Here is a 23082-nt window from a genome sequence, read left to right as displayed (position 1 = left end):
CAACGGGGACAAGCGCCGCTCCTACGTCCATCCACACACGCGACGGCTACTCCCCGTCGTCCTCTTCCAGCGCCAGTTCCTCCGGGCGCAGGCCGCTGCGCGCGCCCCAGTGGTAGCAGCCCAGCGCGATCGCCGCCACGCACAGCGTGTCCCAGGGATGCGCGATCCAGCCGCTGCCACCGAAGGTGCCCAGCCGCGACACCACCAGCACCAGCGCGAAGAACACGATCAGCCACAGTACGCCGCGCACCTGACGCCACAGCCGCGCGCGACCGGCGGCGTTGGGCAGGCGATACAGCACGTACAGCGCGAACATCGCGATCTGCAGGCCGAGCAGCCACGACAGCGTGTTCCAGGTCGACCAATACACGATCAGGCCGGCGACGATGAACGACAGCGGGCCGAGCAGCGCCATGCCGCGCAGCCGGAACGGCCGTGGCAAGTCCGGCGCGCTGCGCCGCAAGGCGGCCACGGTCACCGGCGCCACCGCATAGCTCAACACCAGCGCCGCCGACACCACGTTGATCAGCGCCTCCCACGAGGGAAACGGCAGGGTCCAGAACACCGACAGGCCCAGGCTCAGCCACAGCGCCGGGCGCGGGATGCCGGAGGCGGCGTCCACCCTGGTCAGCACCGGCAGGAAGCCGCCGCTGCGCGCCCAGCCGTACACCACCCGCGGCGTGGCGTTCATGTAGATGTTGCCGGTACCGCTGGGCGAGATCATCGCGTCGCAGATCACCAGCGCGGCCAGCCAGCCCATGCCCAGCGCCAGGGCGATGTCGTGGTACGGCAGCGAGAACGCCTTGTCGATGCCGCCCCAGCCGTTGGCCAGATGCTGCGCGGGCACCCCGCCAAGGAAGGCGAGCTGCAGCAGCACGTAGATCACCGTCGACAGCGCCACCGACAGGATCAACGCGATCGGGATGTTGCGCTGCGGATCGCGCACTTCGCTGGCCACCGACACGATCGGGGTCAGCCCGAGGTAGGCGAAGATGATGCCGCCGGCGGAAATCGCCGCCTCCACTCCGGCCGCACCGAACGGCGCGAAGCCCTGTACATGCAGGTTGCGCGCATCGAAGTGCGCCATCAGCAACACGATCACCAGCACCGGCACCAGGAACTTGAACACGCTGACGATGTTGTTGGCGGTAGCGAAGGTCTTGACGCTGTAGTAGTTGAGCAGGAAGAACGCGACCAGCAGCGCCAGCTGCAGCAGCCAGCCGGCGACGCTGGGATGAGTGCTGCCGGCCTGGTTGAGCCACGGGAACCACGCCGCCGCGTATTGCCGCGCCGCCTCCACCTCGATCGCGATCAGGCTGGAGAAGGCGATCAGGGTGATGAAGCCCATCAGCCAGCCGAGCAGCACGCCGTGCGAGTACTCCGGGTAGCGCACCACCCCGCCGGCGCGTGGCAGCGCCGCACCCAGTTCGCAGTACACCAGGCCCAACAGCAGCACCGCCACGCCGCCGGCGATCCACGAGACGATGCCGGCCGGCCCGGCGATCGCCGAGACGTGGCTGGCCGAGAACAACCAACCGGAGCCGAAGATCGAGCCCAACCCGATGAAGGTCAGATCGGTCAGGCTCAAGCGCTTGTGGAACTTGCCTTGTGCGGCCATGGCGTCTCCCGCTGGAAGTGGTGTCACTGGCGATTCAACGATCTGCGGCGCTTCCTACCCTCACCCCGACCCCTCCCCCCGGTGGGAGAGGGGCTCGGCTTTTCCCTTCTCCCACCGGGAGAAGGTGCCCCGCAGGGGCGGATGAGGGTACGGGCGCAGCCTCGTGCAGCTGAACACCGCATGCGCTTCGCGCCCGACCCTCACCCCAACCCCTCTCCCGGGGGGAGAGGGGCTTGTCCCTCCCTTCTCCCACCGGGGGAAGGTGCCCCGCAGGGGCGGATGAGGGTCCGGGCGCAGCCTCGTGCAGCTGCACACCGCATGCGCTTCGCGCCCGACCCTCACCCCACCCCCTCTCCCGGGGGAGAGGGGCTCGGCTTTTCCCTTCTCCCACCGGGAGAAGGTGCCCCGAAGGGGCGGATGAGGGTACGGGCGTAGCCTCGTGCAGCTGAAACACCACATGCGCTTCGCGCCGACCCTCACCCCAACCCCTCTCCCGGGGGGAGAGGGGCTCAACTCCTCAATGCTCTACTGCTTCGTCTCCTGCGCCCCACGGCGACTTCCCACCCTCGGCAATGAACCGATCGATACGCTGCTCCAGCACCGGCAGCGGCACCGAGCCGGTTTCCAGCACCGCATCGTGGAAGGCGCGGATGTCGAACTTCTCGCCCAGCGCCTGCTCGGCCTTGCGCCGCAGCTCCAGGATCTTCAGCTCGCCCAGGTAGTACGACAGCGCCTGTCCGGGCCAGGCGATGTAGCGATCGACCTCGGTGGTCACCTCGTGCTCGCTCAGCGCAGTGTTGTCGCGCAGGAACGCCTGCGCCTGCTCGCGCGTCCAGCCGTCGTGGTGGATGCCGGTGTCGATCACCAGCCGGCACGCGCGCCACATCTGGTAGGTCAGGTAGCCGAAGCGGTCGTACGGGGTGTCGTACATCCCCATCTCCTGCCCCAGGTATTCCGAGTACACCGCCCAGCCCTCGCCATACGCGGAAATGAAGGTGTAGCGGCGGAAATCCGGCAGGTTGCCCTGCTCGGCCGCCAACGGCATCTGCAGCGCGTGCCCGGGCGAGGACTCGTGCAGGGTCAGCGCGGTGAGGTTGTACAGCGGCCGCGACGGCAGGTCGTAGGTGTTGACCAGGTAGATGCCGGGACCACCGCGGCCGCCGGTGTAGAACGGCGCCAGGTCCGCCGGCACCGGCTCGATCGCGAAGCGCTGCCGCGGCAGCCGGCCGATGTAGTCGCCGATCTTGCCGTCCACGCGCTTGGCGATCCACGCCGCGTCCTTGAGCAGTTCCTCCGGGGTCTTGGCGTAGAACTTCGGATCGGTGCGCAGGTAGTGCAGGAACGCCGGGAACGTCTGCTGCCCGGGCGGGGTCTTGAAGCCGCTATCGGCGATCGCCTGGTCCATCTCCTTGCGCAGCCGCGCCACTTCCTTGAGCCCCACCGCGTGGATCTGCTGCGGGCTGAGGTCGAGCGTGGTGTATTCGCGGATCTGCGCGCGGTAGTACGCCACGCCGTCGGGCAGCGATTCGGCGGCCAGCGCCGGGCGCGCCTTGGGCAGGTATTCCTCGCGCATGAAACGCAGCAGCTTGGCGTAGGCCGGCACCACCTGCTGGGCGATCGCCGTGCGCGCCTGCGCGCGCAATTGCGCCTGCAGCGGCGCCGGGATCGTCGCCGGCATCTGCTTGAACGGGGTGTAGAACAGATTGGTCTCGCCAGTCGCCTGCGCGACCTCGGCGATCGACTGGTCGCGGCCCTGCAGCGTCACCGCCGGCTGCGCGAAACCGCGCGCCAGGCCGGCACGCATGTTGGCGATCTGCTCGTCGAAGTAGCGCGGAATGTCGGCGAGCTGCCCGAGGTAGCGCTGGTAGTCCTCGCGGCTGCGCAGGGTGGCGCGCGCGGTGAAGCCCAGATCGCTCCAGAACGCGGTGTCGCTGTTGAACGGCATTTCCCAGGCGCGGAAGCGCTGCTGGTCGAGCAGCACCTGCAGCTGCTGACGATAGACCTGGTAGTTCACCTGGTCCTGCGCCGACAGTTGCGTCGGGTCGATCGCGTCCAGGTCGTGCAGCACCTGCTGCCAGTACGCGGTGCGCTGCGCCTGGGTGGCCGGATCGACCTTGGGCAGGTGATCGGCGGCCTGGCCCTGCGCGTCTTCGTCGTCGGCGCCGGCGAACTGCTCCTGGCGCCATTTCCACTCGCGCTGGTACAGCGCCTTGAAGCGCGCACTCGCGTCGCCGGCGGGAGCCGCGGCGGTCGGCGTGGAGGTCTTTGCCGGCGCAGCGCTCGCGGCGCCCTGCCAGGCCAGGGTGCAGGCGATGGCCAGGGCCAGCGCGGTGCGCAGTCGGGAACGGGAGGTCATCATGGGGTCTCCGGAGTGGCGGGGGCGCCGGCCTGGACCTGGGCGATCCAGGCGTCGATGCGCGCGTCCAGCAGGTCCAGCGGCATCGCGCCGCCGCCGAGGACGGCATCGTGGAAGGCGCGGATGTCGAAGCGATCGCCCAGCGCGCGCCTGGCCTTCTCGCGCAGCGCCAGGATGTCCAGTTCGCCGAGCTTGTAGCCCAGCGCCTGGCCCGGCCAGACGATATAGCGGTCGGTCTCGGACTGGATGCTGGGTTCGTCGTCGGACGGATGCGCGTGGAAGAAGTCGATCATCTGCTGCCGGGTCCAGCGCTTGGCATGCACCCCGGTGTCCAGCACCAGCCGGTTGGCGCGCAGCAGTTCGCCGGCCAGGCGGCCGTAGTCGCTGTAAGGATCGCGGTAGAAGCCGACTTCCTTGCCCAGTCGCTCGGCGTACAGCGCCCAGCCTTCCACGTAGGCGTTGTAGCTGGACTGCTGGCGGAACGGCGGCAACGGCAGGGTCTGCGCAAGCGAGATCTGCAGATGATGGCCGGGCACGCCCTCGTGATACGCGGTGGCTTCGATGTTGACCAGCGTGCGATGCGCGTAGTCGCTGGTATTGACCATCACCAGCCCCGGCTTGCTGCCCTGCGCATCGCTCTGCCAGTACTCGGCACCGGGCGCGGTGGCGCGGAACGCGGGCATCGCGCGCACCTCCAGCGGCGTCTTCGGCAGCGTACCGAACAACGTCGGCAGCTTCGGCTGCATCTGCGCGATGTCGTCGCGGTAGCGCTGCAGGATCTGCTCGGGCGAGGTGGCGAAGAACTTGCGGTCATGGGCCACCGCCTTGCGTAGCGCCGCCAGGTCAGCATAGCCGAGTTGCCTGGCGATGGCGCCCATCTCGCCCTCGATGCGCGCGACCTCGGCCAGGCCGGTCTGATGGATCTGCTCGGGCGACTGATCGGTGGTGGTCTGGGTGTGGATCGCAAAGCGGTAGCGGCGCTCTCCATCGGGCAGCGACCACAGGCCTTCGTGGGCCCGGCCCTGCGGCGCGTATTCGTTGGCGACGAAATCGGCCAGCTTTCGATAGGCCGGCCGCACCTGCTGGTCGATCGCCGCGATCATCGCCGCGCGCAGGCGCGGCCGCTCGGCCTCCGGCACTGCCGCCGGGAACTGCTGCAGCGGCGCCGCGAACGGGCTGTCGGCGCCGGCCGGCGCGGCGATCTCGCGCACCTGTGCGGGAATGCGCTCGAGCAGGTACTTCGGCTGCACCAGCCCGTCCTTGGCGCCGGCGCGCGACAGCGCCACCACCTGGTCGAGCAGCGCCGGGATCGCCTGCAGGCGCGTGATGTAGTCCTCGTAGTCCTTGACGCTGGCGAACGGAAACGCCTGCGCATAACCCGGCAACGCCACCTGGATGCCGCCGACCGGCTCCAGCGGCATCTCGTCGTTCTTCAGCGCGATCGCCTCCAGCCGGTCGCGCAACTGCCGCTGCATCATCTGCAGGCTCAACCGCTCCTGCGCCGACAGCGCCTTGGCATCGACCGCATCGAAGCGCGCCAGAAACCCGGCGGTGGCCTGGCGCTCGGCCTCCAGCGCGGCCGGCGAATAGTCGGTCCAGCGATCGTTGTAGCGGCTGTCGCCGATGATGCTGGCGAACTCGGGATGGTGGGCGAGCTGATACTGCCACTGCGCATCGAGCAGCGCGGCGAAGGCCTGCCCTGGCGGTACTGCGGCCTTCGCTGCCGCCGGCGCGGCCGGTGCGGAGGAGGTCGGCGCTGCGGACGGCTGGCAGGCCGCCAGCAGACCCAGGACCAGTGCGCCGACGGCAGACAACCGCATGCAGTTCATCGCGAGACTCCGTGGGATGCGCCGTAGCCGCTGCACGGCGCGGGTGCGGCCGTGCAGCGTGCCGCGGCGGCCGTCGCCCGCATCAGGCGAACGGCCGGTCGATCGCCGGCGACGGCGGCGTGAACCACTGCGCGCCGTCGTCGGTGACGTAGAAATGATCCTCCAGGCGCACGCCGAATTCGCCCGGCACCACGATCATCGGCTCGTTGCTGCAACACATGCCCGGGGCCAGCGCCAGCGCATTGCCGCGCACCAGGTACGGCGCCTCGTGGATGCTCATGCCGCAGCCGTGGCCGGTGCGGTGCGGCAGCCCCGGCAACTGGTAGTCCGGGCCGAGCCCGGCACGCTGCAGCACCTTGCGTGCGGCCTCGTCCACCACGGCGCAGGCCACGCCCGGCCGCACCGCGGCGAACGCCGCCGCCTGCGCCTCGTGCTCCAGTTGCCAGATGCGCCGCTGTTTCTCGCTGGGCTCGCCGAAGATGTAGGTGCGGGTGATGTCGGAGTGGTAGCCCTGCACCGTGCAGCCGGTATCGATCAGCACCAGTTCGCCCGGCCGCAGCGCCTGCACGCCGGGAATGCCGTGCGGATAGGCAGTGGCGTGGCCGAACTGCACGATGCAGAAGGTCGAGCCGTTGTCGGCACCGAGCGCGCGGTGCGCCTGGTCGATGAAGCGGGTCAGTTCCGCGGTGGTGATGCCTTCGCGCATCAGTCCGGCGGCCAGCCGCTGCACGTGCAGGGTCATGTCGCAGGCCTGCTGCATCAGCGCCAGTTCCGCCGGCGACTTGCGCATGCGGCAGCCGTCGACGATGGCCGCCGCATCGCGGATCGCGATCCGCCCCAGCACCGCGGCCAGGCCGGTGTGCACCGCGAAGGCCACGCCCGGGTCCAGCGCCAGGCTCTGCGCGTCCAGTTCCAGCAAAGCCTCGGCGACCAGCGCGTGCGGATCCTCGTGTTCCTGCCACAGGCGCTTGCGCACCGGCAGGCACAGCACCGCGTCCAGCGAGCCTTCCTCAAACGCCGGGCAGATCAGCAGCGGATCGCCTTCGGCGGTGAGCAGCATCGCCACCAGGCGCTCGCTGGCGCCCCACGGCACGCCGGTGAAGTAGCGCAGCGAAGCGCCGGCGCCGATCAGCAACGCGTCGGCGCCGTGCGCGCGCATCAGCGCGCGCGCGTTGGCCAGGCGTTGCCGGTACTCCTGCTCCTGGATCGCGGGCGCCCGCTGCGGCCATGGCGCCAACTGTGCCTGCGCCTGCTCCAGGGTCAACCCGCCGATCTGGGCCTGCTCGCTCATGCGCTGCGCTCCACGTCGGCGGTACTCCAGCAGCCGTCGATCAGCCGCTGCACGCCGCCGGGATTGCGATCGCGCAGCAACGGCGGCAGCAGCGCGTCGGGCACGCCGTCGTAACTGTGCAGCGCGGCGAAGCGGCGGATCGCCGCGGGCATGCCCACGGCAGTGAAGCCCGGATGGCCGGTGCTCGGATACGGGCCGCCATGGTTCATCGCCGGGCTCACCGCCACGCCGGTCGGCATCTTGTTGCAGATCAGGCGGCCGACCCGCGGGCGCAACGCCGCGGCCAGCGCGGCGAAGTCCAGATCGTCGCTGCCGTCGGCAGCGCGATAGAGCGTGCCGGTGAGATTGCCTTCGAAGCTGCGCGCCAGGGCGGTCAACTGGCCCATGCCACTGCCGCGCACGATCAGGCTGACCGGGCCGAACGCTTCGGTCTGCAACGCCTCGGGCTGCCGCAGGAACGCCTCGGCCGACACTTCCAGCAGGGTCGGCGCATGCCGATAGCCAGGGCCGGCGTCGGCCTCGCCGCCGGCCAGCACCGTGGCACCGGCATCGCGCAGCGTACCCACGCTGCGCTGCAGATGCTCCAGCACGCCGCGCGAGAACAGCAGCGAAGGCGCCGCCGCAGCGAAATGCGCGGTGGCCGCGGCGACGAAGGCATCGCCGGCCTCGCCCTCCGGCACCACCACGATGCCCGGGTTGGTGCAGAACTGGCCGCTGCCCATCGTGCAGGAGGCGAAGAACTCCTGCGCCAGCGCCGCGCCGCGTTCGGCCAGCGCGCCCGGCAGCAGGAACACCGGATTGACGCTGGACAGCTCGACGTAGGCCGGCACGCCGGCACGGTCGGCGGCGGCCTTCAGCGCCAGCCCGCCGGCACGGCTGCCGGTGAAGCCGATCGCGCCCAGCCGCGGATCGCCGGCCAGTTCCAGGCCCAGCGTGTTGTCGAAGTGGTACAGCAACTGCACCGTCGCCGCCGGCAGGTCATGGGCCAGCAGCGCCTGATGCGCGAGTTGCGCCAGACGCTGGCTGGTGGCCGGATGCGAGGGATGCGCCTTGGCGATCACCGGATTGCGCGCGACGATGGCCGAGGCGAAATCGCTGCCGGCCACCGCGTTGAACGCGAACGGGAAATTGTTCGGCCCGAACACCAGCACCGGCTTGTGCAGCGGCCCCAGCTGCGCGCGCAGGCCGGCCGCGGTGTCGATCACCGGCTGCGTCCAGCTGTGGCTGCGTGCCGCCTGCGCGGCCTGGCGCAACTGCCCGCTGGCGCGCGGCAGTTCCACCTTGGCCAGGCGCGGCTCCACCGGCAGGCCGGTCTCGGCATGCGCCAGCGCCACCAGTTGCTCGACGTCGGCATCGATCGCATCCGCGTACGCGTCCAGGAACGCGGCGATGCGTTCCGGCGCGGCCGCGGCCAGCGCATCGGCGCTCAGCGCCGCCGCGCTCAGCGCCGCTTCCAGGTCGGCGGCGCCGCTGACCGGGAACGACGGACCGAACTCGCTCCCGTCGCGCGGGTCCTCGGCGCGGAAGCTGCCGCGCTCCTCCAGCGAGGCCTGCCAGTGGCCGGCCAGCAACAGCGGTTGCATGCTCATCTCAGTGCCCGGGATGGGTGGCGATGGCGTGGTCGATCACCTTCAACGCCGCTTCGCGCTCGGCGCCTTCCAGCACCAGCCGCGGCGCGCGCACGCGCTCGCTGCCCAGGCCGACCTTCGCCTGCACCAGCTTGATCAGCTGCACGAACTTGGGCACGGTGTCCAGCCGCAGCAGCGGCAGGAACCAGTCGTACAGCGCCTTGGCCGCCGGGTAGCCGCCGTCGCGGGCCAGCTCGAACAGCTTCACCGACTCCTTCGGGTAGGCGTTGACCAGGCCGGCGATCCAGCCCTTGGCGCCCATGCTCAGGCCTTCGACGATCGCATCGTCCATGCCCACCAGCAGCACCAGGCGGTCGCCGAGCAGCTCGCCCAGCGCGGCGAAGCGGCGCACGTCGCCGGAGGATTCCTTGACCGCCTGCAGGTTCGGGAACTCGGCCGCCAGCTCGGCGATCTGCGCCGCGCTGAAATCGGTCTTGTAGGCGATCGGGTTGTTGTACAGGATCACCGGCAGGTCGGTGGCGCCGATCACCGCGCGCACGTGCGCGCCCATCTCGCGCCAGTCGGTGGAGTACACGTACGGCGGCAGCACCATCGCACCGCCGCAGCCGACCTGCTTGGCCGCCTGCACCAGGCGCACCGCTTCGTCGGTGGACAGCGCGGCGATGCCCGGCACCACCGGGATGCGGCCGTCGACCGCCTGCACCAGGGTCTTCAGGATCGCCAGCTTGTCGTCGAAGCTCAGCGTGGCCGCCTCGCCCAGCGAACCCAGCGGCACGATCGCGGTGCAGCCGGCGTCGACCATGAGCTGCGCATGCTTGGCCAGGAACGCGTGATCGATGCTGCCGTCGGCGTTGAACGGGGTGGTGATGGCCGGCAGCACGCCGTACCAGAAGGAAGCCTTGCTCATGGAAGTACACCTTGTGGAGAGTTGCGAAGGGATGCCGCGCGCGAAGGCGCGGCGCAAGCGGCGTCCGGACCCGGGTCCGGACAGGGATGGGCCAGCGCGTCCAGACGCGCCGGGAACAGCGGCGGCCGGCGGCCGTCGTCGGAGAAATCGGCGGGACGCGCGGCCAGCCCCAGTTCGGTGAGCGCGCTGCCGCAGATGCGGCCCTGGCACGCGCCCATGCCGCAGCGCGAGGCAAGCTTGGCGTCGCGCAGATCGGCATGGCCTTGCAGCGCCGCCAGCGGTACGTCCTCGCAGCGGCACACCAGCGTGTCCGGCGCGGCCAGCGCATGGATGCGGGGGTCCAGCGCGAACTGCCGCTGCAGCAGCGCGGCGAAAGCGCGCGCGCGCCGCCGCTGCGGCTGCAGCGCCTGCGCATCGGCGTCCTGTCCGGCAGCCAGGTGGCCGGCGATGGCGCCTTCCACCCGCGCGCAATCGCGCCCGCCGATGCCCAGCGCCTCGCCGGCGGCATACACGCCATCGATGCTGGTGCGCAGTTGCGCATCCACCGCCACGCACGGATGCGCGCCGCTGCGGCCAAGGCGGCAGCCCAGCAATTGCGCCAGTTCCACGTTCGGCACCAGGCCGTAGCCCACGGACAATTGATCGCAGGCGAGACGGCGGCGGCCGCGCGGGCCGTCGATCTCCACCTCCTGCACGCGGCCGTCGCCGTACGCGGCCAGCACCACGCTGCCAGCGTGGTAGCCGACCCCGGCCAGTTGCGTGCGCAGCGCCAGCGCCTGCAGCGCCTTGTCCGGCCAGCGCAGCGGCAACTGCGCGGCGAAGGCCGCCAGCGCGCGCCACGGCGCCTGTTCGACGATGCCCAGCACCTGCGCGCCGTGGCGCTGCAGCGTCGCCGCCGAAGCCAGCAGCAGCGGCCCGCTGCCGGCGACCAGCACGCGCCGCCCGGCCAGCGGCCAGCCCTGTTTGGCCAGCGCCTGCGCGCCGCCGGCGCCGGTCACCCCAGGCAGGGTCCAGCCCGGGAACGGCAACAGCAATTCACGCGCGCCGGTGGCCAGCACCAGCGCGTCGTAGCCCAGCCAGCGCGGGCCAGCGGGACCGTCGGTGAGCAGCCGCCGGTCCTGCGCCAGCAACACCTGGGTCTGCGGCAGGAAGGTCACCGCACTGGCCGCCAGTTGCGCCAGCGCGCGCGCGGCCAGGCGCGGCGGCGGCTGCGCCACGTCATGGCGCCAGATCTGGCCGCCGGCACGCGCCTGCAGATCGACCAGGCCGACGCGGCGGCCATGCCCGGCCGCCGCCAGCGCCGCCGCCAGCCCGGCCGGGCCGGCGCCGATCACCAGGACCTCGTAGTGGGCCGCCGACTCAGCCATCGGTCCACACCTGCATGCCGTCGCGCGCCGGGGTGATGCAGGCGCGCAACTGGCCGACGCGGTCGATGCGCACCCGGCACTCGGCGCACACGCCCATGCCGCACAGCGGCGCGCGCGGCTGGCCGCTGCGCGAGCGGCGGAAATGCGGGGCCACCTGCGCCACCGCTGCGGCCACGCTGCTGCCGTCGAGCACTTCGACGTCGCGGCCGTCGACCTGCAGGCGCAGCATGCGCGCGCTCATGCCAGCGCCCGCGCCGGCGCGTACGGCGCCGGGTCGATGGCCGCCGGCCGCTGCAGCAGTTGGTCCAGCAGCAGGCGCGCACTGCCCAGCGCGGTGGTCACGCCCAGGCCCTCGTGGCCGGCCGCGACCCACACGTCGCGCCGCTCCGGCACCGCACCCAGATACGGACGCCCATCCGGCGTGGCCGGACGCAAGCCGGTCCACACCCGGATCGCCTGCAGTTGCCGCAGCCCCGGCAGGAACGCGAAGGCACGCTCCAGCATCCGCTGCAGCATCGGCATCGATACCGTGCGGTCGGTGGCATCGAATTCGCGCGAGGAGCCGATCAGGATCTGCCCGGTCGGCCGCGGCTGCACGTTGAACGCCACGCTGCTGCCGTCGCTGCCGTGCGCGCTGTCGGCATAGCCCAGTTCCAGCAACTGATGGGCGACGAAGCCCGGATAACGGTCGGTGATCACCAACTGGCCCTTGCGCGCGCGCATCGGCAGTTCCGGCAGCAGTTCCGGCAGGGCGCAGCCGGTGGCGACCAGCACCGGGCCATGCAGCGCGCTGCCGTCGTCCAGGCGCACGCCGGCATCGGCCAGCGCGGTGGCGCGGCGGCCGGCGTACAGCTGCGCGCCGGCGGCGCAGGCGCGCTCGACCAGGTAGCGCGCCATCCGCGGCGGGTACACCACCGCCTCGGCAGCCACGCGCATGCCGCCGGCCAGGCCGGGGACCAGCGCGGGTTCCAGTTGATACAGCCGCTGCGCATCGAGCGCTTCGGCGTGCACGCCGGCCGCGGCCAGGCGCTGGATCTTGGCCGGGATCGCCTCCAGTTCGCGCGCCTCGCGCGCCACCCACAGCGTGCCGCAGCGGCTGAACTCGGCCTCCGGCAGCGGTGCGAATTCTTCCCACAGGCGCAGCGAATACGCCGACAGCGCCAGTTCCGCCGGATCGTCGTCCATCGCCACCAGGTGCCCCATCGCCGCGGCAGTGCTGCCGCCGCCGATACTGCCCGACTCGACGATCGCCACGCGCAGGCCGGCGGCCGCCGCCGCATCGGCGCAGGCCGCACCGACGATGCCGGCGCCGACGACGATCAGGTCGAAACCGCTCATGCGGCGCCGATGCCCCAGGCGAACGGATCCTGCGGATCGATCAGCAGATGCGCGCGCGCGGTGATGAAGGCCTGCCCGGTGATGCGCGGCATCACGCCGCGGGTGCCGGCCGCATAGCGGCCTTCGAACATGCTGCCGAGGATCCCCTGCTGGCGCCACACCTGGCCCGGCGCCAGCTTGCCGTCGGCAGCCAGGCACGCCAGCTTGGCACTGGTGCCGGTGCCGCAGGGCGAACGGTCGTAGGCCAGGCCCGGGCACAGCACGAAGTTGCGCGCATCGGCGCTGGCGTCCGGCGCCGGCCCGTTGATCTCGATGTGGTCGATCTCGCCGCCGTCGGCGCCGCGGATGCCCGCCGCCTCCAGCGCCAGCCGCACCGCCTCGGTGTAGGTAGTCAGCGCGCGCTGGTGGCGCAGCTCCAGCGCGCATGGCGTCTGTTCGGTGATGAAGAACCAGTTGCCGCCCCAGGCCACGTCGCCGCGCACGCGCCCGTACTCGGGCACCTGCACTTCGATGCCGGTGGCATGGCGGTAGCTCTCGACGTTGTCGACCGAGACGCGGCCGTCGGCATGCAGCTCCACGCCGACCGTGCCCACCGGCGTCTCGATGCGGTGCGTGCCCGCGCTCAGCCGGCCCAGTTCGGCCAGCGTGCGCACCAGCCCGATGGTGCCGTGGCCGCACATGCCCAGGTAGCCGACGTTGTTGAAGAAGATCACCGCCGCACAGGCATCGGCGGCCACCGGCGGCAGCAGCAGCGCGCCGACCATGGTGTCCGAGCCGCGCGGCTCGCAGGCGATGGCGCTGCGCCAGCGGTCGAAGCGCGTGCGGAACAGTTCGCGGCGCTCGGCCAGGGAACCGGTTCCCAGATCGGGGAAGCCGGAGACGACGACACGGGTCGGTTCGCCGGCGCTGTGCGAGTCGATGACATCGAGTGTATGCATGGCGCCATGCTCACATTCGGCACCGCCGCCGGCTAGCAGCGTTTGCCTGTCGCAAATGCGGAAATTCGCACAACCCGGCGACGCCCGGCGGCGTCGACTTAGGCTAGCATCGGCATTCAGGGGACGCGCGGCGGCGCGCCCGCACCGCCGCCCACTCCCGCAGGTGAACGCCATGGACACTCTGATTTCGGCACTGGAACTGCAGACGCTGTTCGACGCCTTGCCGGACGTGGTGTTCTTCGTGAAGGACCGCGACGGCCGCTACACCCACGTCAACCTGACCCTGGTGCGGCGGTTGGGCAAGAAGTACCGCGCCGACCTGATCGGCAAGTCCGCCGCGGACGTGTTCCCGCTGCCGCTGGGCGGCAGCTACCTGATGCAGGACCGCCGCGTGCTGTGCGGCGAGGTGATCGAGAACCAGTTGGAAGTGCACCTGTTCCCGAACCGCACCCCGGGCTGGTGCCTGACCTTCAAGCGCCCGCTGTGCGAGGGCGAGGACGTGATCGGCGTGGTCGGCATCTCCCGCGACCTGGGCCAGCCGGACAGCCGCCACTCCGCCTACGAGCGCATCAGCCGCGCCATGGAGCACATGCAGGCGCACTACGGCGACAACCTGCGCGTGCAGACCCTGGCCGACTTGGCCGAGCTGTCGGTGGCGCAACTGGAGCGGCACTTCCGCCGCGTGTTCCAGCTGACCCCGCAGCAACTGCTGACCAAGATGCGCATCGAAGCGGCGATGCGCCTGCTGCACGGCGACGACAGCATCGCCAGCATCGGCCAACTGTGCGGCTTCGCCGACCAGAGCGCCTTCGCCCGCCAGTTCAAGGCCACCGTGGGTATGACCCCGCGCGACTACCGGTCGATGAAGGGCAAGCTGTGAAGAGCTGGGAATGGGGATTCGGGATTGGGGATTCGTTTTTTGCTGAATGCGGGCGTGGAGATCGCGGTGCTACGAATGCAGAGCCCCTCTCCCCCTGGTACAGGGGTTGGGGTGAGGGTCCGGCGTAACCATTGCATCGAAATACCATGACACATCCGCGCTTGCCCCTGGGGGCTTGGCTTCACCGGGAACGCCCCAGTCGCGGTTGATCCATCAAAGGCATAAAACCGCGCCGACGCACACGCGTTCACGACGCACAAATCCCACCCCGCTAACCATCCCAGCTCGCCCTCCTCTGCACCGGCCGCTCAGGTCGCAAGTGGTAGCATTCTTCGTTTCCGGTCCACGCGTCATCCATGGTCAGCCTATTCCGCCGCAACAAGCCCCAGGACAACGCCGGCGAGAGCCGCACGCAGCGTTACAGCATCGAGGAACTGGCCGCCGCCTTCCCCAAGCCGGCAAGCGCCGAACCCGCGGCGCCTGCGCCGTCGGCGCCGCCTGCCGCTGAGGCCGCGCCCGCCGCTCCCGTCCCCGCCGCTGCCCCGGAGCCGACGCCCGCGCCGGTCGCCGAACACCCCGTGCAGGCGCCGGCCCCGGTCGCTGTGCCGCAGCCACAACCGACGCCGCTGCCGCCCGCAGCGCCCACGCCGCCACCGCAGGCCTACGTGCCGGCCCCGGCCGCCGCGCCGGCACCGAGCGTACCGACGCCATCGCCCGCCCCGGCCGCCCCGGCGCCGTCCACCGCGTCCGTGCCCGCCGCCGACGCCGACCTGGTGCGCAGCGACGCGCTGCCAGCCGCCCCGGCGGGCAAGCCCGGCTGGCGCGAGCGCCTGCGCAACAGCAGCTTCGCGCGCAGCGTCGGCAGCCTGTTCTCGCGCAATCCCAAGCTCGACGACGACCTGCTCGACGAGATCGAGACCGCGCTGATCACCGCCGACGTCGGCATCCCCGCCACCACCGCGCTGATCGAGAGCCTGCGCAAGCGCATGAAGGCGCGCGAGTTCGTCGACGCCAGGGCGCTGCAGCAGGCGCTGCGCGCCGACCTGCTGGCGATCCTGCAGCCGGTCGCCAAGCCGCTGCAGATCGACCGCAACGCCAAGCCCTTCGTGGTGCTGACCGTCGGCGTCAACGGCGTCGGCAAGACCACCACCATCGGCAAGCTGGCCAAGCGCTTCAAGGACGAGGGCCACAGCCTGATGCTGGCCGCCGGCGACACCTTCCGCGCCGCGGCGGTGGCGCAGTTGCAGGCCTGGGGCGAACGCAACGGGGTGAGCGTGATCGCGCAGGGCCAGAACGCCGACGCCGCCTCGGTGGCGTTCGATGCGCTGCAGGCCGGCAAGGCGCGCGGCACCGAAGTGCTGATCGCCGACACCGCCGGCCGCCTGCACACCCAGACCGGGCTGATGAACGAACTGGGCAAGATCCGCCGCGTGCTCGGCAAGCTCGACGCCAGCGCCCCGCACGAGGTGCTGATGGTCATCGACGGCACCACCGGCCAGAACGCGCTGTCGCAGCTGCGCCAGTTCCACGCCGCGGTCGGCGTCACCGGCCTGGTGGTGACCAAGCTCGACGGCACCGCCAAGGGCGGCGTGGTGTTCGCCCTGGCCCGCGAGTTCGGCATCCCGATCCGCTTCGCCGGCATCGGCGAACGCCCCGAAGACCTGCGCGTGTTCGACGCCGAGGCCTTCGTCGACGCGTTGCTGCCGGACGCCCTGGGTGCGTAACGCCTAAGCCCCTCTCCTCCGGGAGAGGGGTTGGGGTGAGGGTGCGGCGGAGTTCGCCAGGCCGGCACCGGCGGTACTCCAACCGCACCAGGCTTCGCCCGCACCCTCATCCGCCCCTGCGGGGCACCTTCTCCCGGCGGGAGAAGGAACAGCAGAGCCGCTCATCCGCCCCCTCCCGCTCCTTCTCCGGCGAGAAGGACACTGAAGCCAGCATGCGCCAGCCCTCCGACACCTTCCCCGCCCGCCTGCTCGCCTGGTTCGACCGCCACGGGCGCCACGACCTGCCCTGGCAGCATCCGCGCAGTCCGTACCGGGTGTGGCTGTCGGAAATCATGCTGCAGCAGACCCAGGTGGCGGTGGTCATCCCCTACTTCCTGCGCTTCCTGCAGCACTTCCCGACCCTGCCCGACCTGGCCGCCGCCGACAACGACGCGGTCATGGCGCAATGGGCCGGGCTGGGCTACTACGCCCGCGCGCGCAACCTGCATGCCGCCGCCAAGCGCTGCGTGGAACTGCACGGCGGCGAGTTGCCGCGCGATTTCGAGGCCCTGCATGCACTGCCCGGCATCGGCCGCAGCACCGCCGGCGCGATCCTCAGCCAGGCCTGGAACGACCGCTTCCCGATCCTCGACGGCAACGTCAAGCGCGTGCTGACCCGCTATCACGGCATCGCCGGCTACCCCGGCCTGCCGGCAGTGGAAAAACCGCTGTGGGCACTCGCGCAAGACCATGTGGCCGCGGTGCCCGACGGACGCATGGCCGACTACACCCAGGCGCAGATGGATTTCGGCGCCACCCTGTGCACCCGCGCCAACCCGGCCTGCGTGCTGTGCCCGTTGCAGGACGACTGCGTGGCGCGCCGCGACGGCCTGGTCGAGGCGCTGCCCACGCCCAAGCCGGGCAAGACCCTGCCCGAGCGCGAAGCACTGGCGCTGTTGCTGGAGAACGCCGCCGGCGAGTTGCTGCTGCAGCGGCGTCCGCCGACCGGCATCTGGGCCTCGCTGTGGACCTTGCCGCAGGCCGACACCGACAGCGAACTGCGCGCCTGGTACGCGCGCTGGATGCGCGGGCGCGACTACGAGGATGCCGAAGCGCTGCCGCCGATCGTGCACACCTTCAGCCATTACCGCCTGCATCTGCAGCCGCTGCGCCTGCGCAAGGTCGCCATGGGCGATGCGCTGGGCGACAATGACGATCTGCGCTGGGTGGCGCGCGCCGACCTGTCGGCGCTGGGCCTGCCCGCACCGATCCGCAAACTGCTCGACGGCCTCTAGCGCGCACGCGCGCGGCGTCGCGCGCATCGCCAGGAATTGCCATGTCCCGCACCGTCTTCTGCCAGTACCAGCAACGCGACGCCGAAGGGCTCGATTACGTGCCGTATCCCGGCGAGCTCGGCAAGCGCGTGTTCGCGCACATCGGCAAGGCCGGCTGGCAGGCGTGGCTGGCGCACCAGACCATGCTGATCAACGAGAACCGGTTGTCGCCGCGCGACCCCAAGCACCGCGCGTTCCTGGAAACGGAACTGGAGAAGTTCCTGTTCCAGGGCGGCGCCGACAAGCCCGAAGGCTACGTGGCGCCCGACCAGGCGCCCTGAGCGGCGCCGCGGCTTGGACTCACGCGCACGCACCGTCGCGTGGACACCGCCAATCACGCGCTTCGTCACGCATCACGCCATCGCGTAGGAGCGGCTTCAGCCGCGACGAGGCTTCCCGTGGAAAGCCGTCGCGGCTGAAGCCGCTCCTACGCGTGCGCACTGGGCTATTAGGGCTTGCCGCACGCTGCATTGCAGCGCACCTAACGCAACCGGCCACACCCTGTAACGTCAGGGAGAGGCGGTGCAACATCGCACTCGCCCAGCCGCCGCCTCGCGAATCCCGAATCCCAGTACTGCCTCAGCCCCCAGGCGCCTGCTGCGCCCGCTCCTGTACCTTGGCCTCGCGCAGTTCCTTCTCCGAGCTGCGCAGCGCCTTGACGTCGAGCGGCCGGATGCTGTCGATGCGGCAAGGCAGGCGAATCGCGCCGGGGCCGCCGCCGAGCACCAGCACGTCGTCGAACTTCGCCGAAACCTGGCTGCCGAAATGGGTGATGGCGATGCTGGGGGCGAAATCCAGGTCCTGGCAGGGGCCGGCGAATTCCAGCAGGTAGGCCTGGTTCGGCCGCGTCCACACCGCCAGCGCGCTGTCGCCGAGCGCGGTCCAGCCGCTGAGTTGGTTGAAGTACTGGAAGTCGCGCACCGGCGCGCCGGCGTGGGCGCGATACAGGGTCAGGCGCTCGTCGTCGCTGAGCCGATTGGTGGCGCAGCCGGCCAGCACCGCGGTGGCGAGGAGAGAGGACAGCAGCAGGCGTTTCATGGCAATGCTCCTGATGGTGTGGAGCGCATCATGCGCCCGCCGCCGTGCACGCGCGCGTGGAGCCGCGCGCGGCGTTCAGCGACAAGGCAGCCACGCGCCGGCAGGCGCGCACCGTCACTGCGCGGTGCCGCGCGCCGATTCGCAGAAGCGCTGCCGGTACTCCAGCGCCTTGGGCATCAGCGCCTGCAGGTTCTGGATGCGGGTGCCCGGATTGGGATGGGTGGAGGCGAACTCCGGCGGCGCCTGGCCGCCGCTGCTGGCGCTCATCCGCTGCCACAGCGGCACCGCCTCGCGCGGGTCGAAACAGGCCGCGGCGGCCAGCATCAGGCCCACCTCGTCGGCTTGGGTCTCGTGGCTGCGCGCGTACGGCAGCAGGTAGCCGTAGCCCATCGCCGCCATCGCCATCTGCTGCTGTTGCGGATCCAGGCCGCCGGCCGCGCCGGCCATCTGCCCGATCTGGGTCAGCTTCTGCTGGGCCATGCGCTGCGCGCCATGCCGCAGCAGCGCATGCGCAATCTCGTGCCCCATCACCACCGCCATCGCGTCGGCATTGCCGGCAACCGGGAACAGGCCGGTGTAGACCGCCATCTTGCCGCCGGGCAGGCAGAACGCGTTGGCCTGCTCGGACGGAATCACGTTGACGTCCCAGTCGAAGCTGCGCGCGTCGTGCCGCGCCTGCATGCCGTGTTCGGCGGCCAGCGCGTCCTCGACCACGTCGACCTTGGCGATCAGCCGCTGCGCGATCGCGCGCACCTGCTGCGCCTGCGGCGCCTGCGGGTCCAGCGGCCGTTCCTGCGCCAGGATCTCGCGGTAGGCCTGCAGGCCCAGCGCCTTTTCGTCCTCCACGTTCAACGAGCGGTCGATCAGCACCTGCTCGCCGGTATAGGGATCCTCGCTGCGGTTGGAGAACCAGTAGTACCCGGCATAGACCGCGAAGCCGAGCAGCACCAGCCAACGCACCCCGCCCAGCGGCCCACGGCGGCTGCCGCCCGGTTCGCCGCCCTGGCGGCCGAAGACCTCGTTCATCCCGCTCCCCTCGCTGATTGGTGACGCAATGTAGAACCGGCACCGGCCAGGCCGCGTCAAATGCCGCGCACCAGGCGGAACCCGATGCGGGCGCTGGTGCTGTCCGAATCCTGCATCAGCCGCCAGGCCGCACGGGTCTGCTCGGGCGCATTGGCCCAGTTGCCGCCGCGCACCACCCGCGAGCGGCAGCCCGGGTTGTACCAGGCCGCGCCATCGGCCGGCGCGCGGCGGTAGCTGGCATGCCAGCAGTCGGCGACCCACTCGCTGAGGTTGCCGGCCATGTCGTGCAGGCCCCAGGCGTTGGCGGAAAAACTGGCGACCGGGGCCGGGCCCCAGAATCCGTCGGTGTAGCCGACGAAGGCGTTGCGCCAGTGCCGGCCGCTGGGCGAGACGTCGCCGCCGCCGGTGAAGTTGCCGCTGCCGCGCGGCGGCGTGCCGGCGTTGCCCCAGGGGTAGCGGCCGCGGCTGCCGGCGCGCAGGGCGTATTCGAACTCGGCCTCGCTGGGCAACCGGTAGTGCCGCCCGGTCTGCTGCGACAGCCAGGCCGCATAGGCCTCGGCGTCGCGCACGCTGACGTGCATCACCGGGCTGTTCGGCGCCGCGCGCGCGCCCTGGTAATCGGACTGCCAGTCCACGCCGTTGCGGCGCACGAAGTTGCCGCTGCGTTCGTCGTAGACGGTGGAATGGCCACGCCGGGTGGCGCGCGGACGCGCATTGGTGGCCTCCACGAAACGGCGGAACTCGGCCACGGTGACCTCGGTGATCGACATCGCGAAGCCGCGGTCGAAGCGCACGTAGTGCTGCGGCATCTCCGCCGGCGAGGCGCCGGGTTCGCTCTCGGCCGCGCCCATGCGGAAGCCGCCGTGCGGCACCACGATCATCTGCGGGCCGCGCCCGCCGTCGCGCATGCCGTCGGTGAACACCTGGCCGGGGCGGAAACTGCCGTAGTGGGTGGCCAGGTCGATGCGTTCGCGCAGCATCGCCGCCACCGGATCGCCGGGATCGGCGATGCGCAGCACGTCGCCCAGGCGTTCGCGCGCCGACTTCAATCCGGCCGGCGTGGCCAGATCGCGCAGGCCGGCATCGCGCAAGGCGGCGATGCGTGCCACCCGCACCTGCTCCACGCGCACGCGCGCGTCGCGCACCGTGGCCGCGTCCTCGCGCACCCGCGCCGCGCGCGCCAGCCAGCTGCCGGCGGCGGCGAAGTCCGAGGCCGCCGCAGCCGCCTCGGCGCGGCGGATCAGCGCGCTCTCCACCGCCGCCACGCCCTGCCGCGCGCGGTCATCGTCGGCATCCAGCAGCAGCGCCTCGCGGAAATTGGCCAGGGCGCCGTTGCCGTCCTCGCCCAGCCGGCCACCGCGCAGGTCGTCCTCGCCGGCGCGGTTGTAGGCCAGCACTCGCGATGCGGTCTCCACCCGCTGCTGCAGGCGCCGCACCGCCGGGTCCTCAGCATCCAGCCACAGCGCCACCATCGCGATACGTGCGGCCTGTTCGAGGGTGTGCTCGGAAAGATCCGGGTCGCGCAGCGCCTGCGCGCCGAGCTGCAGCAGCCGCCGCCGCGCCTTGCGCAGGCCGTCCTGGGCGATGCGATCGTTGGGCGCCAGGCTGCGGATCGCCAGGTACAGCGGAATCGCCGACTGCGCGTCCTCGAACAGGCGGTCCTCGGCCAGTGCGCGGGCCGCCTCGCGTCGCGCCTGCGGCAGGCCGCTGCGGGTCAAGGTCGGCAACGGCGGCTGCCAGCGCGCCACGGTCTCGGCCGCGTCCTCGCCGCCGATGGTCACGCTGGGCGCCTGCACCGGCCGGGCCGGCGGCGACCGCGCCGGTGCGGTCGCCGCGGCGCGCGCAGGCGCGGGATCGGCGGCCGGCGTCGGCGGCTGCCGCGCACAGCCGACCAGCGCTGCCGCAAGCATGCTCCAGACCATCACAACGCCGCTGCTGCGCACCTTTCCTCCGAACATGGCCCTAGGGCGTGTCACCAATGCGACGCCGCCCCACCCGGCGCGCCGTGCGGCCGGCGGAGCGACGTTAGGCTATTCTCGCCTGCCTGAGCAAACCCTGCAGTCAACGGAAATCACGTGCCTTATTGGATCAAGCAACCCGCCGAGCTGAGCGAACGGCTGGCGCAGCGGCCGGCCCGCATCGGCCTGGATACCGAATTCGTCCGCGAGCGGACCTACTGGCCGCAACTGGCGCTGGTGCAGATGGCGGTGGGCGACGAAATCCTGCTGATCGACCCGCTGATCCCGGGCATGCCACAGGCGCTGGCGCCGTGGCTGAGCGACCCGGACATCCTCAAGATCATGCACAGCGCCAGCGAAGACCTGGTCGCCTTCAAGTGCGCCTGCGGCACCCTGCCGCGACCCCTGTTCGACACCCAGATCGCCGCCGGCCTGGCCGGCCTCGGCGCCGGCATGGGCTACCAGAAGCTGGTACTGGAAATCACCGGCGTGCACCTGGCCAAGGGCGAAACCCGTTCGGACTGGCTGCGCCGCCCGCTGTCGCCGGCGCAGCTGGAGTACGCCGCCGACGACGTGCGTCATCTGTTCGCGCTGCACGACGCGCTGCAGGCGCGCTTGCAGACCCTGGAGCGCAGCGACTGGCTGCACGAGGACGGCGAACGCCTGCTCGGCACCGTCGAGCACGACGACGGCGAACGCTGGCCGCACCTGGGCATGCGCGCGGCGCAATTCATGGACCGCCCCGCGCAACTGCGCCTGCTGCGCCTGTTGCGCTGGCGCGACGCGCAGGCCCGGCACAGCGACAAGCCGCGCAGCTGGATCCTGGACAACGAACTGGCCGCCACCCTGGCGCGGTTCCCGCCGCAGGACCCGCCGGCCATGCTGGCCCTGTTCGACAAGCACCCCAAGGCGCCGCGCAAGCTCAGCGATGCGCTGTGGCAGGCGCTAACCACGCCGCTGGCCGACGAGGCCGACGCGCCGCAGGCGCTGGCCGCCAGCGACGACAACAAGGCGGCGCTGAAGCGGCTGCAGGACGCGGTGGCCACACGCAGCGCCGAACTCGGCCTGCCCGACGGCCTGCTGGCCTCGCGCAAGCACCTGGAAGCGCTGCTGGAAAGCGCGCAATGGCCACAGCCGCTGGCGGGCTGGCGCCGGCGAGAACTGGAACCGCGGCTGCAGCCGCTGCTGGCCGGCACGCGTTGAGCGGTGCGGCCGAGTCCGGCCGCGATCGCGCCGTCGCGTGCCACCTGCGCCCGGCGCATCGGGCATAAAAAAGGCCAGGAGATCCTGGCCTTTTTTCGTCCGCTCAATACTTGAAGAGCGGGAACTTCAGATCCGGATGGCGCGCCTTCCATTCGTTGTAGGCGGCGGTGCCTTCCCAGGCGGCGAACGCCTTCGGCGTGCGGCCGCGACCGGACCAGGTTTCGCCGGTATGCGGCAACTGGTACTTCGGCTTGACCTCGCTGCGGCCGCCGGCGGCGGACTTGCTGCTGGCCGGCTTGGACGCCGCGCTGGTCACGTAGGCGGCGATCTCGTTGCGCTGCTTGGCGCTGAAGAACTCGGCGAACTGTTCCAGCAGCGACAGCACGTTGGCATGCGCCGCATTGGTTTCGCCCTCGCGCGCCTGCCGCTCCTGCTCTTCCAGCTTGCGCATTTCTTCCTGCAGCTTGGCCTTGGCTTCGGCGATCTGTTGCAAGTTGCGAACTTCCGTCATGTGTAAAAGACCCGTCTTTAGTAAAAGGTGTGAAGCGGACGGCTTGTTTCGTCCGGAACGAAATCACCGCGGGAGATTTCGGCCGCCGAGTATATCGACTCCCTGCGCACGCTGTAGACAGCATGCTGAGCGCGTTCGCGGGTCCCGACCGGCCCCCGCCCCGGCACCGCGGATGTTGCATTGCCCCCCCCTTGGC

At 71.1% G+C, this 23082-nt stretch carries 19 protein-coding genes; 5 read left to right on the top strand and 14 right to left on the bottom strand.

Features of this window, described 5'->3' with window-relative positions; translation table 11 throughout:
* Nucleotides 1-46 precede the first annotated feature (46 nt).
* The 10 genes from M3U25_RS02950 to M3U25_RS02905 all read right to left on the bottom strand — a co-directional run bounded on the left by M3U25_RS02950 (nt 47) and on the right by M3U25_RS02905 (nt 13233).
* The gene (locus tag M3U25_RS02950; RefSeq protein ID WP_242156747.1) at nt 47-1618 is read right to left on the bottom strand and encodes an APC family permease; all 1572 of its coding nucleotides are present in this window, start codon (nt 1616-1618) and stop codon (nt 47-49) included.
* 517 nt (nt 1619-2135) lie between these two features.
* The gene (locus M3U25_RS02945; protein ID WP_355495002.1) at nt 2136-3974 is read right to left on the bottom strand and encodes a DUF885 family protein; all 1839 of its coding nucleotides are present in this window, start codon (nt 3972-3974) and stop codon (nt 2136-2138) included.
* On the bottom strand, nt 3974-5803 hold the full coding sequence (locus M3U25_RS02940) for a DUF885 family protein (RefSeq protein ID WP_355495005.1): 1830 nt from the start codon (nt 5801-5803) through the stop codon (nt 3974-3976). The genes M3U25_RS02945 and M3U25_RS02940 overlap by 1 nt, the downstream gene beginning before the upstream one ends.
* An 82-nt stretch (nt 5804-5885) precedes the next feature.
* Nucleotides 5886-7094 carry a Xaa-Pro peptidase family protein gene (locus M3U25_RS02935; RefSeq protein WP_242081259.1) on the bottom strand — a complete coding sequence of 403 codons (1209 nt, stop codon included), beginning with the start codon at nt 7092-7094 and terminating at the stop codon, nt 5886-5888.
* Nucleotides 7091-8683 (bottom strand): aldehyde dehydrogenase family protein, encoded by a 1593-nt coding sequence (locus tag M3U25_RS02930; RefSeq protein WP_355495008.1) that lies wholly within the window; start codon nt 8681-8683, stop codon nt 7091-7093. Before M3U25_RS02930 ends, M3U25_RS02935 begins: the two co-directional genes overlap by 4 nt.
* Before the next feature lies 1 nt (nt 8684).
* Nucleotides 8685-9590 carry a dihydrodipicolinate synthase family protein gene (locus M3U25_RS02925; RefSeq protein WP_242081261.1) on the bottom strand — a complete coding sequence of 302 codons (906 nt, stop codon included), beginning with the start codon at nt 9588-9590 and terminating at the stop codon, nt 8685-8687.
* Nucleotides 9587-10957 (bottom strand): FAD/NAD(P)-binding oxidoreductase, encoded by a 1371-nt coding sequence (locus tag M3U25_RS02920; protein WP_355495012.1) that lies wholly within the window; start codon nt 10955-10957, stop codon nt 9587-9589. The genes M3U25_RS02925 and M3U25_RS02920 overlap by 4 nt, the downstream gene beginning before the upstream one ends.
* Nucleotides 10950-11198: a (2Fe-2S)-binding protein gene (locus M3U25_RS02915; protein ID WP_184502469.1), complete on the bottom strand. Its 249-nt coding sequence runs from the start codon at nt 11196-11198 to the stop codon at nt 10950-10952. Before M3U25_RS02915 ends, M3U25_RS02920 begins: the two co-directional genes overlap by 8 nt.
* Nucleotides 11195-12295 carry an FAD-dependent oxidoreductase gene (locus M3U25_RS02910; RefSeq protein ID WP_355495015.1) on the bottom strand — a complete coding sequence of 367 codons (1101 nt, stop codon included), beginning with the start codon at nt 12293-12295 and terminating at the stop codon, nt 11195-11197. The genes M3U25_RS02915 and M3U25_RS02910 overlap by 4 nt, the downstream gene beginning before the upstream one ends.
* Nucleotides 12292-13233, bottom strand: coding sequence for a 4-hydroxyproline epimerase (locus M3U25_RS02905; protein ID WP_355495017.1), 942 nt, complete (start codon nt 13231-13233; stop codon nt 12292-12294). The genes M3U25_RS02910 and M3U25_RS02905 overlap by 4 nt, the downstream gene beginning before the upstream one ends.
* 172 nt (nt 13234-13405) lie before the next feature.
* On the opposite strand from M3U25_RS02905, the gene M3U25_RS02900 reads away from it, so the two are divergent.
* From M3U25_RS02900 to M3U25_RS02885, 4 genes are all read left to right on the top strand, one after another.
* Nucleotides 13406-14113, top strand: a complete 708-nt coding sequence (locus M3U25_RS02900; protein ID WP_029562152.1) for an AraC family transcriptional regulator — start codon at nt 13406-13408, stop codon at nt 14111-14113.
* A gap of 356 nt (nt 14114-14469) precedes the next feature.
* Nucleotides 14470-15837 carry a signal recognition particle-docking protein FtsY gene (ftsY, locus tag M3U25_RS02895; protein ID WP_355495020.1) on the top strand — a complete coding sequence of 456 codons (1368 nt, stop codon included), beginning with the start codon at nt 14470-14472 and terminating at the stop codon, nt 15835-15837.
* Between the two features lie 212 nt (nt 15838-16049).
* On the top strand, nt 16050-17111 hold the full coding sequence (mutY, locus tag M3U25_RS02890; RefSeq protein ID WP_355495022.1) for an A/G-specific adenine glycosylase: 1062 nt from the start codon (nt 16050-16052) through the stop codon (nt 17109-17111).
* Nucleotides 17112-17152: 41 nt separating this feature from the next.
* Nucleotides 17153-17431, top strand: a complete 279-nt coding sequence (locus M3U25_RS02885) for an oxidative damage protection protein (RefSeq protein ID WP_160947078.1) — start codon at nt 17153-17155, stop codon at nt 17429-17431.
* A 298-nt stretch (nt 17432-17729) separates the two neighbouring features.
* On the opposite strand, the gene M3U25_RS02880 is transcribed toward M3U25_RS02885, so the two are convergent.
* The 3 genes from M3U25_RS02880 to M3U25_RS02870 all read right to left on the bottom strand — a co-directional run bounded on the left by M3U25_RS02880 (nt 17730) and on the right by M3U25_RS02870 (nt 21172).
* Nucleotides 17730-18188, bottom strand: a complete 459-nt coding sequence (locus M3U25_RS02880; RefSeq protein WP_355495025.1) for a DUF6491 family protein — start codon at nt 18186-18188, stop codon at nt 17730-17732.
* 114 nt (nt 18189-18302) lie between these two features.
* Nucleotides 18303-19214 carry a M48 family metallopeptidase gene (locus M3U25_RS02875; RefSeq protein ID WP_242081267.1) on the bottom strand — a complete coding sequence of 304 codons (912 nt, stop codon included), beginning with the start codon at nt 19212-19214 and terminating at the stop codon, nt 18303-18305.
* Nucleotides 19215-19270: 56 nt separating this feature from the next.
* Entirely contained in the window at nt 19271-21172 is a 1902-nt protein-coding gene (locus M3U25_RS02870) for a formylglycine-generating enzyme family protein (protein WP_355495029.1), read from the bottom strand.
* 117 nt (nt 21173-21289) lie between these two features.
* Between M3U25_RS02870 and rnd the strand changes: the two genes are divergently transcribed.
* The gene (rnd, locus tag M3U25_RS02865; protein ID WP_355495032.1) at nt 21290-22375 is read left to right on the top strand and encodes a ribonuclease D; all 1086 of its coding nucleotides are present in this window, start codon (nt 21290-21292) and stop codon (nt 22373-22375) included.
* A 103-nt stretch (nt 22376-22478) separates the two neighbouring features.
* On the opposite strand, the gene M3U25_RS02860 is transcribed toward rnd, so the two are convergent.
* Nucleotides 22479-22886: an H-NS family nucleoid-associated regulatory protein gene (locus M3U25_RS02860; RefSeq protein WP_019796325.1), complete on the bottom strand. Its 408-nt coding sequence runs from the start codon at nt 22884-22886 to the stop codon at nt 22479-22481.
* Between the last annotated feature and the right edge of the window lie 196 nt (nt 22887-23082).

The sequence above is a fragment of the Xanthomonas sp. PPL134 genome (assembly GCF_040595915.1).
GTDB classification, from domain to species: Bacteria; Pseudomonadota; Gammaproteobacteria; order Xanthomonadales; family Xanthomonadaceae; genus Xanthomonas_A; species Xanthomonas_A indica.
This window is presented reverse-complemented; position numbering and strand designations above follow the sequence as displayed.

Coding starts and splice junctions, on each gene's coding strand:
- M3U25_RS02950 (WP_242156747.1), bottom strand. CDS start 1,618: ATGGCCGCACAAGGCAAGTTCCACAAGCGCTTGAGCCTGACCGATCTG.
- M3U25_RS02945 (WP_355495002.1), bottom strand. CDS start 3,974: ATGACCTCCCGTTCCCGACTGCGCACCGCGCTGGCCCTGGCCATCGCC.
- M3U25_RS02940 (WP_355495005.1), bottom strand. CDS start 5,803: ATGAACTGCATGCGGTTGTCTGCCGTCGGCGCACTGGTCCTGGGTCTG.
- M3U25_RS02935 (WP_242081259.1), bottom strand. CDS start 7,094: ATGAGCGAGCAGGCCCAGATCGGCGGGTTGACCCTGGAGCAGGCGCAG.
- M3U25_RS02930 (WP_355495008.1), bottom strand. CDS start 8,683: ATGAGCATGCAACCGCTGTTGCTGGCCGGCCACTGGCAGGCCTCGCTG.
- M3U25_RS02925 (WP_242081261.1), bottom strand. CDS start 9,590: ATGAGCAAGGCTTCCTTCTGGTACGGCGTGCTGCCGGCCATCACCACC.
- M3U25_RS02920 (WP_355495012.1), bottom strand. CDS start 10,957: ATGGCTGAGTCGGCGGCCCACTACGAGGTCCTGGTGATCGGCGCCGGC.
- M3U25_RS02915 (WP_184502469.1), bottom strand. CDS start 11,198: ATGAGCGCGCGCATGCTGCGCCTGCAGGTCGACGGCCGCGACGTCGAA.
- M3U25_RS02910 (WP_355495015.1), bottom strand. CDS start 12,295: ATGAGCGGTTTCGACCTGATCGTCGTCGGCGCCGGCATCGTCGGTGCG.
- M3U25_RS02905 (WP_355495017.1), bottom strand. CDS start 13,233: ATGCATACACTCGATGTCATCGACTCGCACAGCGCCGGCGAACCGACC.
- M3U25_RS02900 (WP_029562152.1), top strand. CDS start 13,406: ATGGACACTCTGATTTCGGCACTGGAACTGCAGACGCTGTTCGACGCC.
- ftsY (WP_355495020.1), top strand. CDS start 14,470: ATGGTCAGCCTATTCCGCCGCAACAAGCCCCAGGACAACGCCGGCGAG.
- mutY (WP_355495022.1), top strand. CDS start 16,050: ATGCGCCAGCCCTCCGACACCTTCCCCGCCCGCCTGCTCGCCTGGTTC.
- M3U25_RS02885 (WP_160947078.1), top strand. CDS start 17,153: ATGTCCCGCACCGTCTTCTGCCAGTACCAGCAACGCGACGCCGAAGGG.
- M3U25_RS02880 (WP_355495025.1), bottom strand. CDS start 18,188: ATGAAACGCCTGCTGCTGTCCTCTCTCCTCGCCACCGCGGTGCTGGCC.
- M3U25_RS02875 (WP_242081267.1), bottom strand. CDS start 19,214: ATGAACGAGGTCTTCGGCCGCCAGGGCGGCGAACCGGGCGGCAGCCGC.
- M3U25_RS02870 (WP_355495029.1), bottom strand. CDS start 21,172: ATGTTCGGAGGAAAGGTGCGCAGCAGCGGCGTTGTGATGGTCTGGAGC.
- M3U25_RS02860 (WP_019796325.1), bottom strand. CDS start 22,886: ATGACGGAAGTTCGCAACTTGCAACAGATCGCCGAAGCCAAGGCCAAG.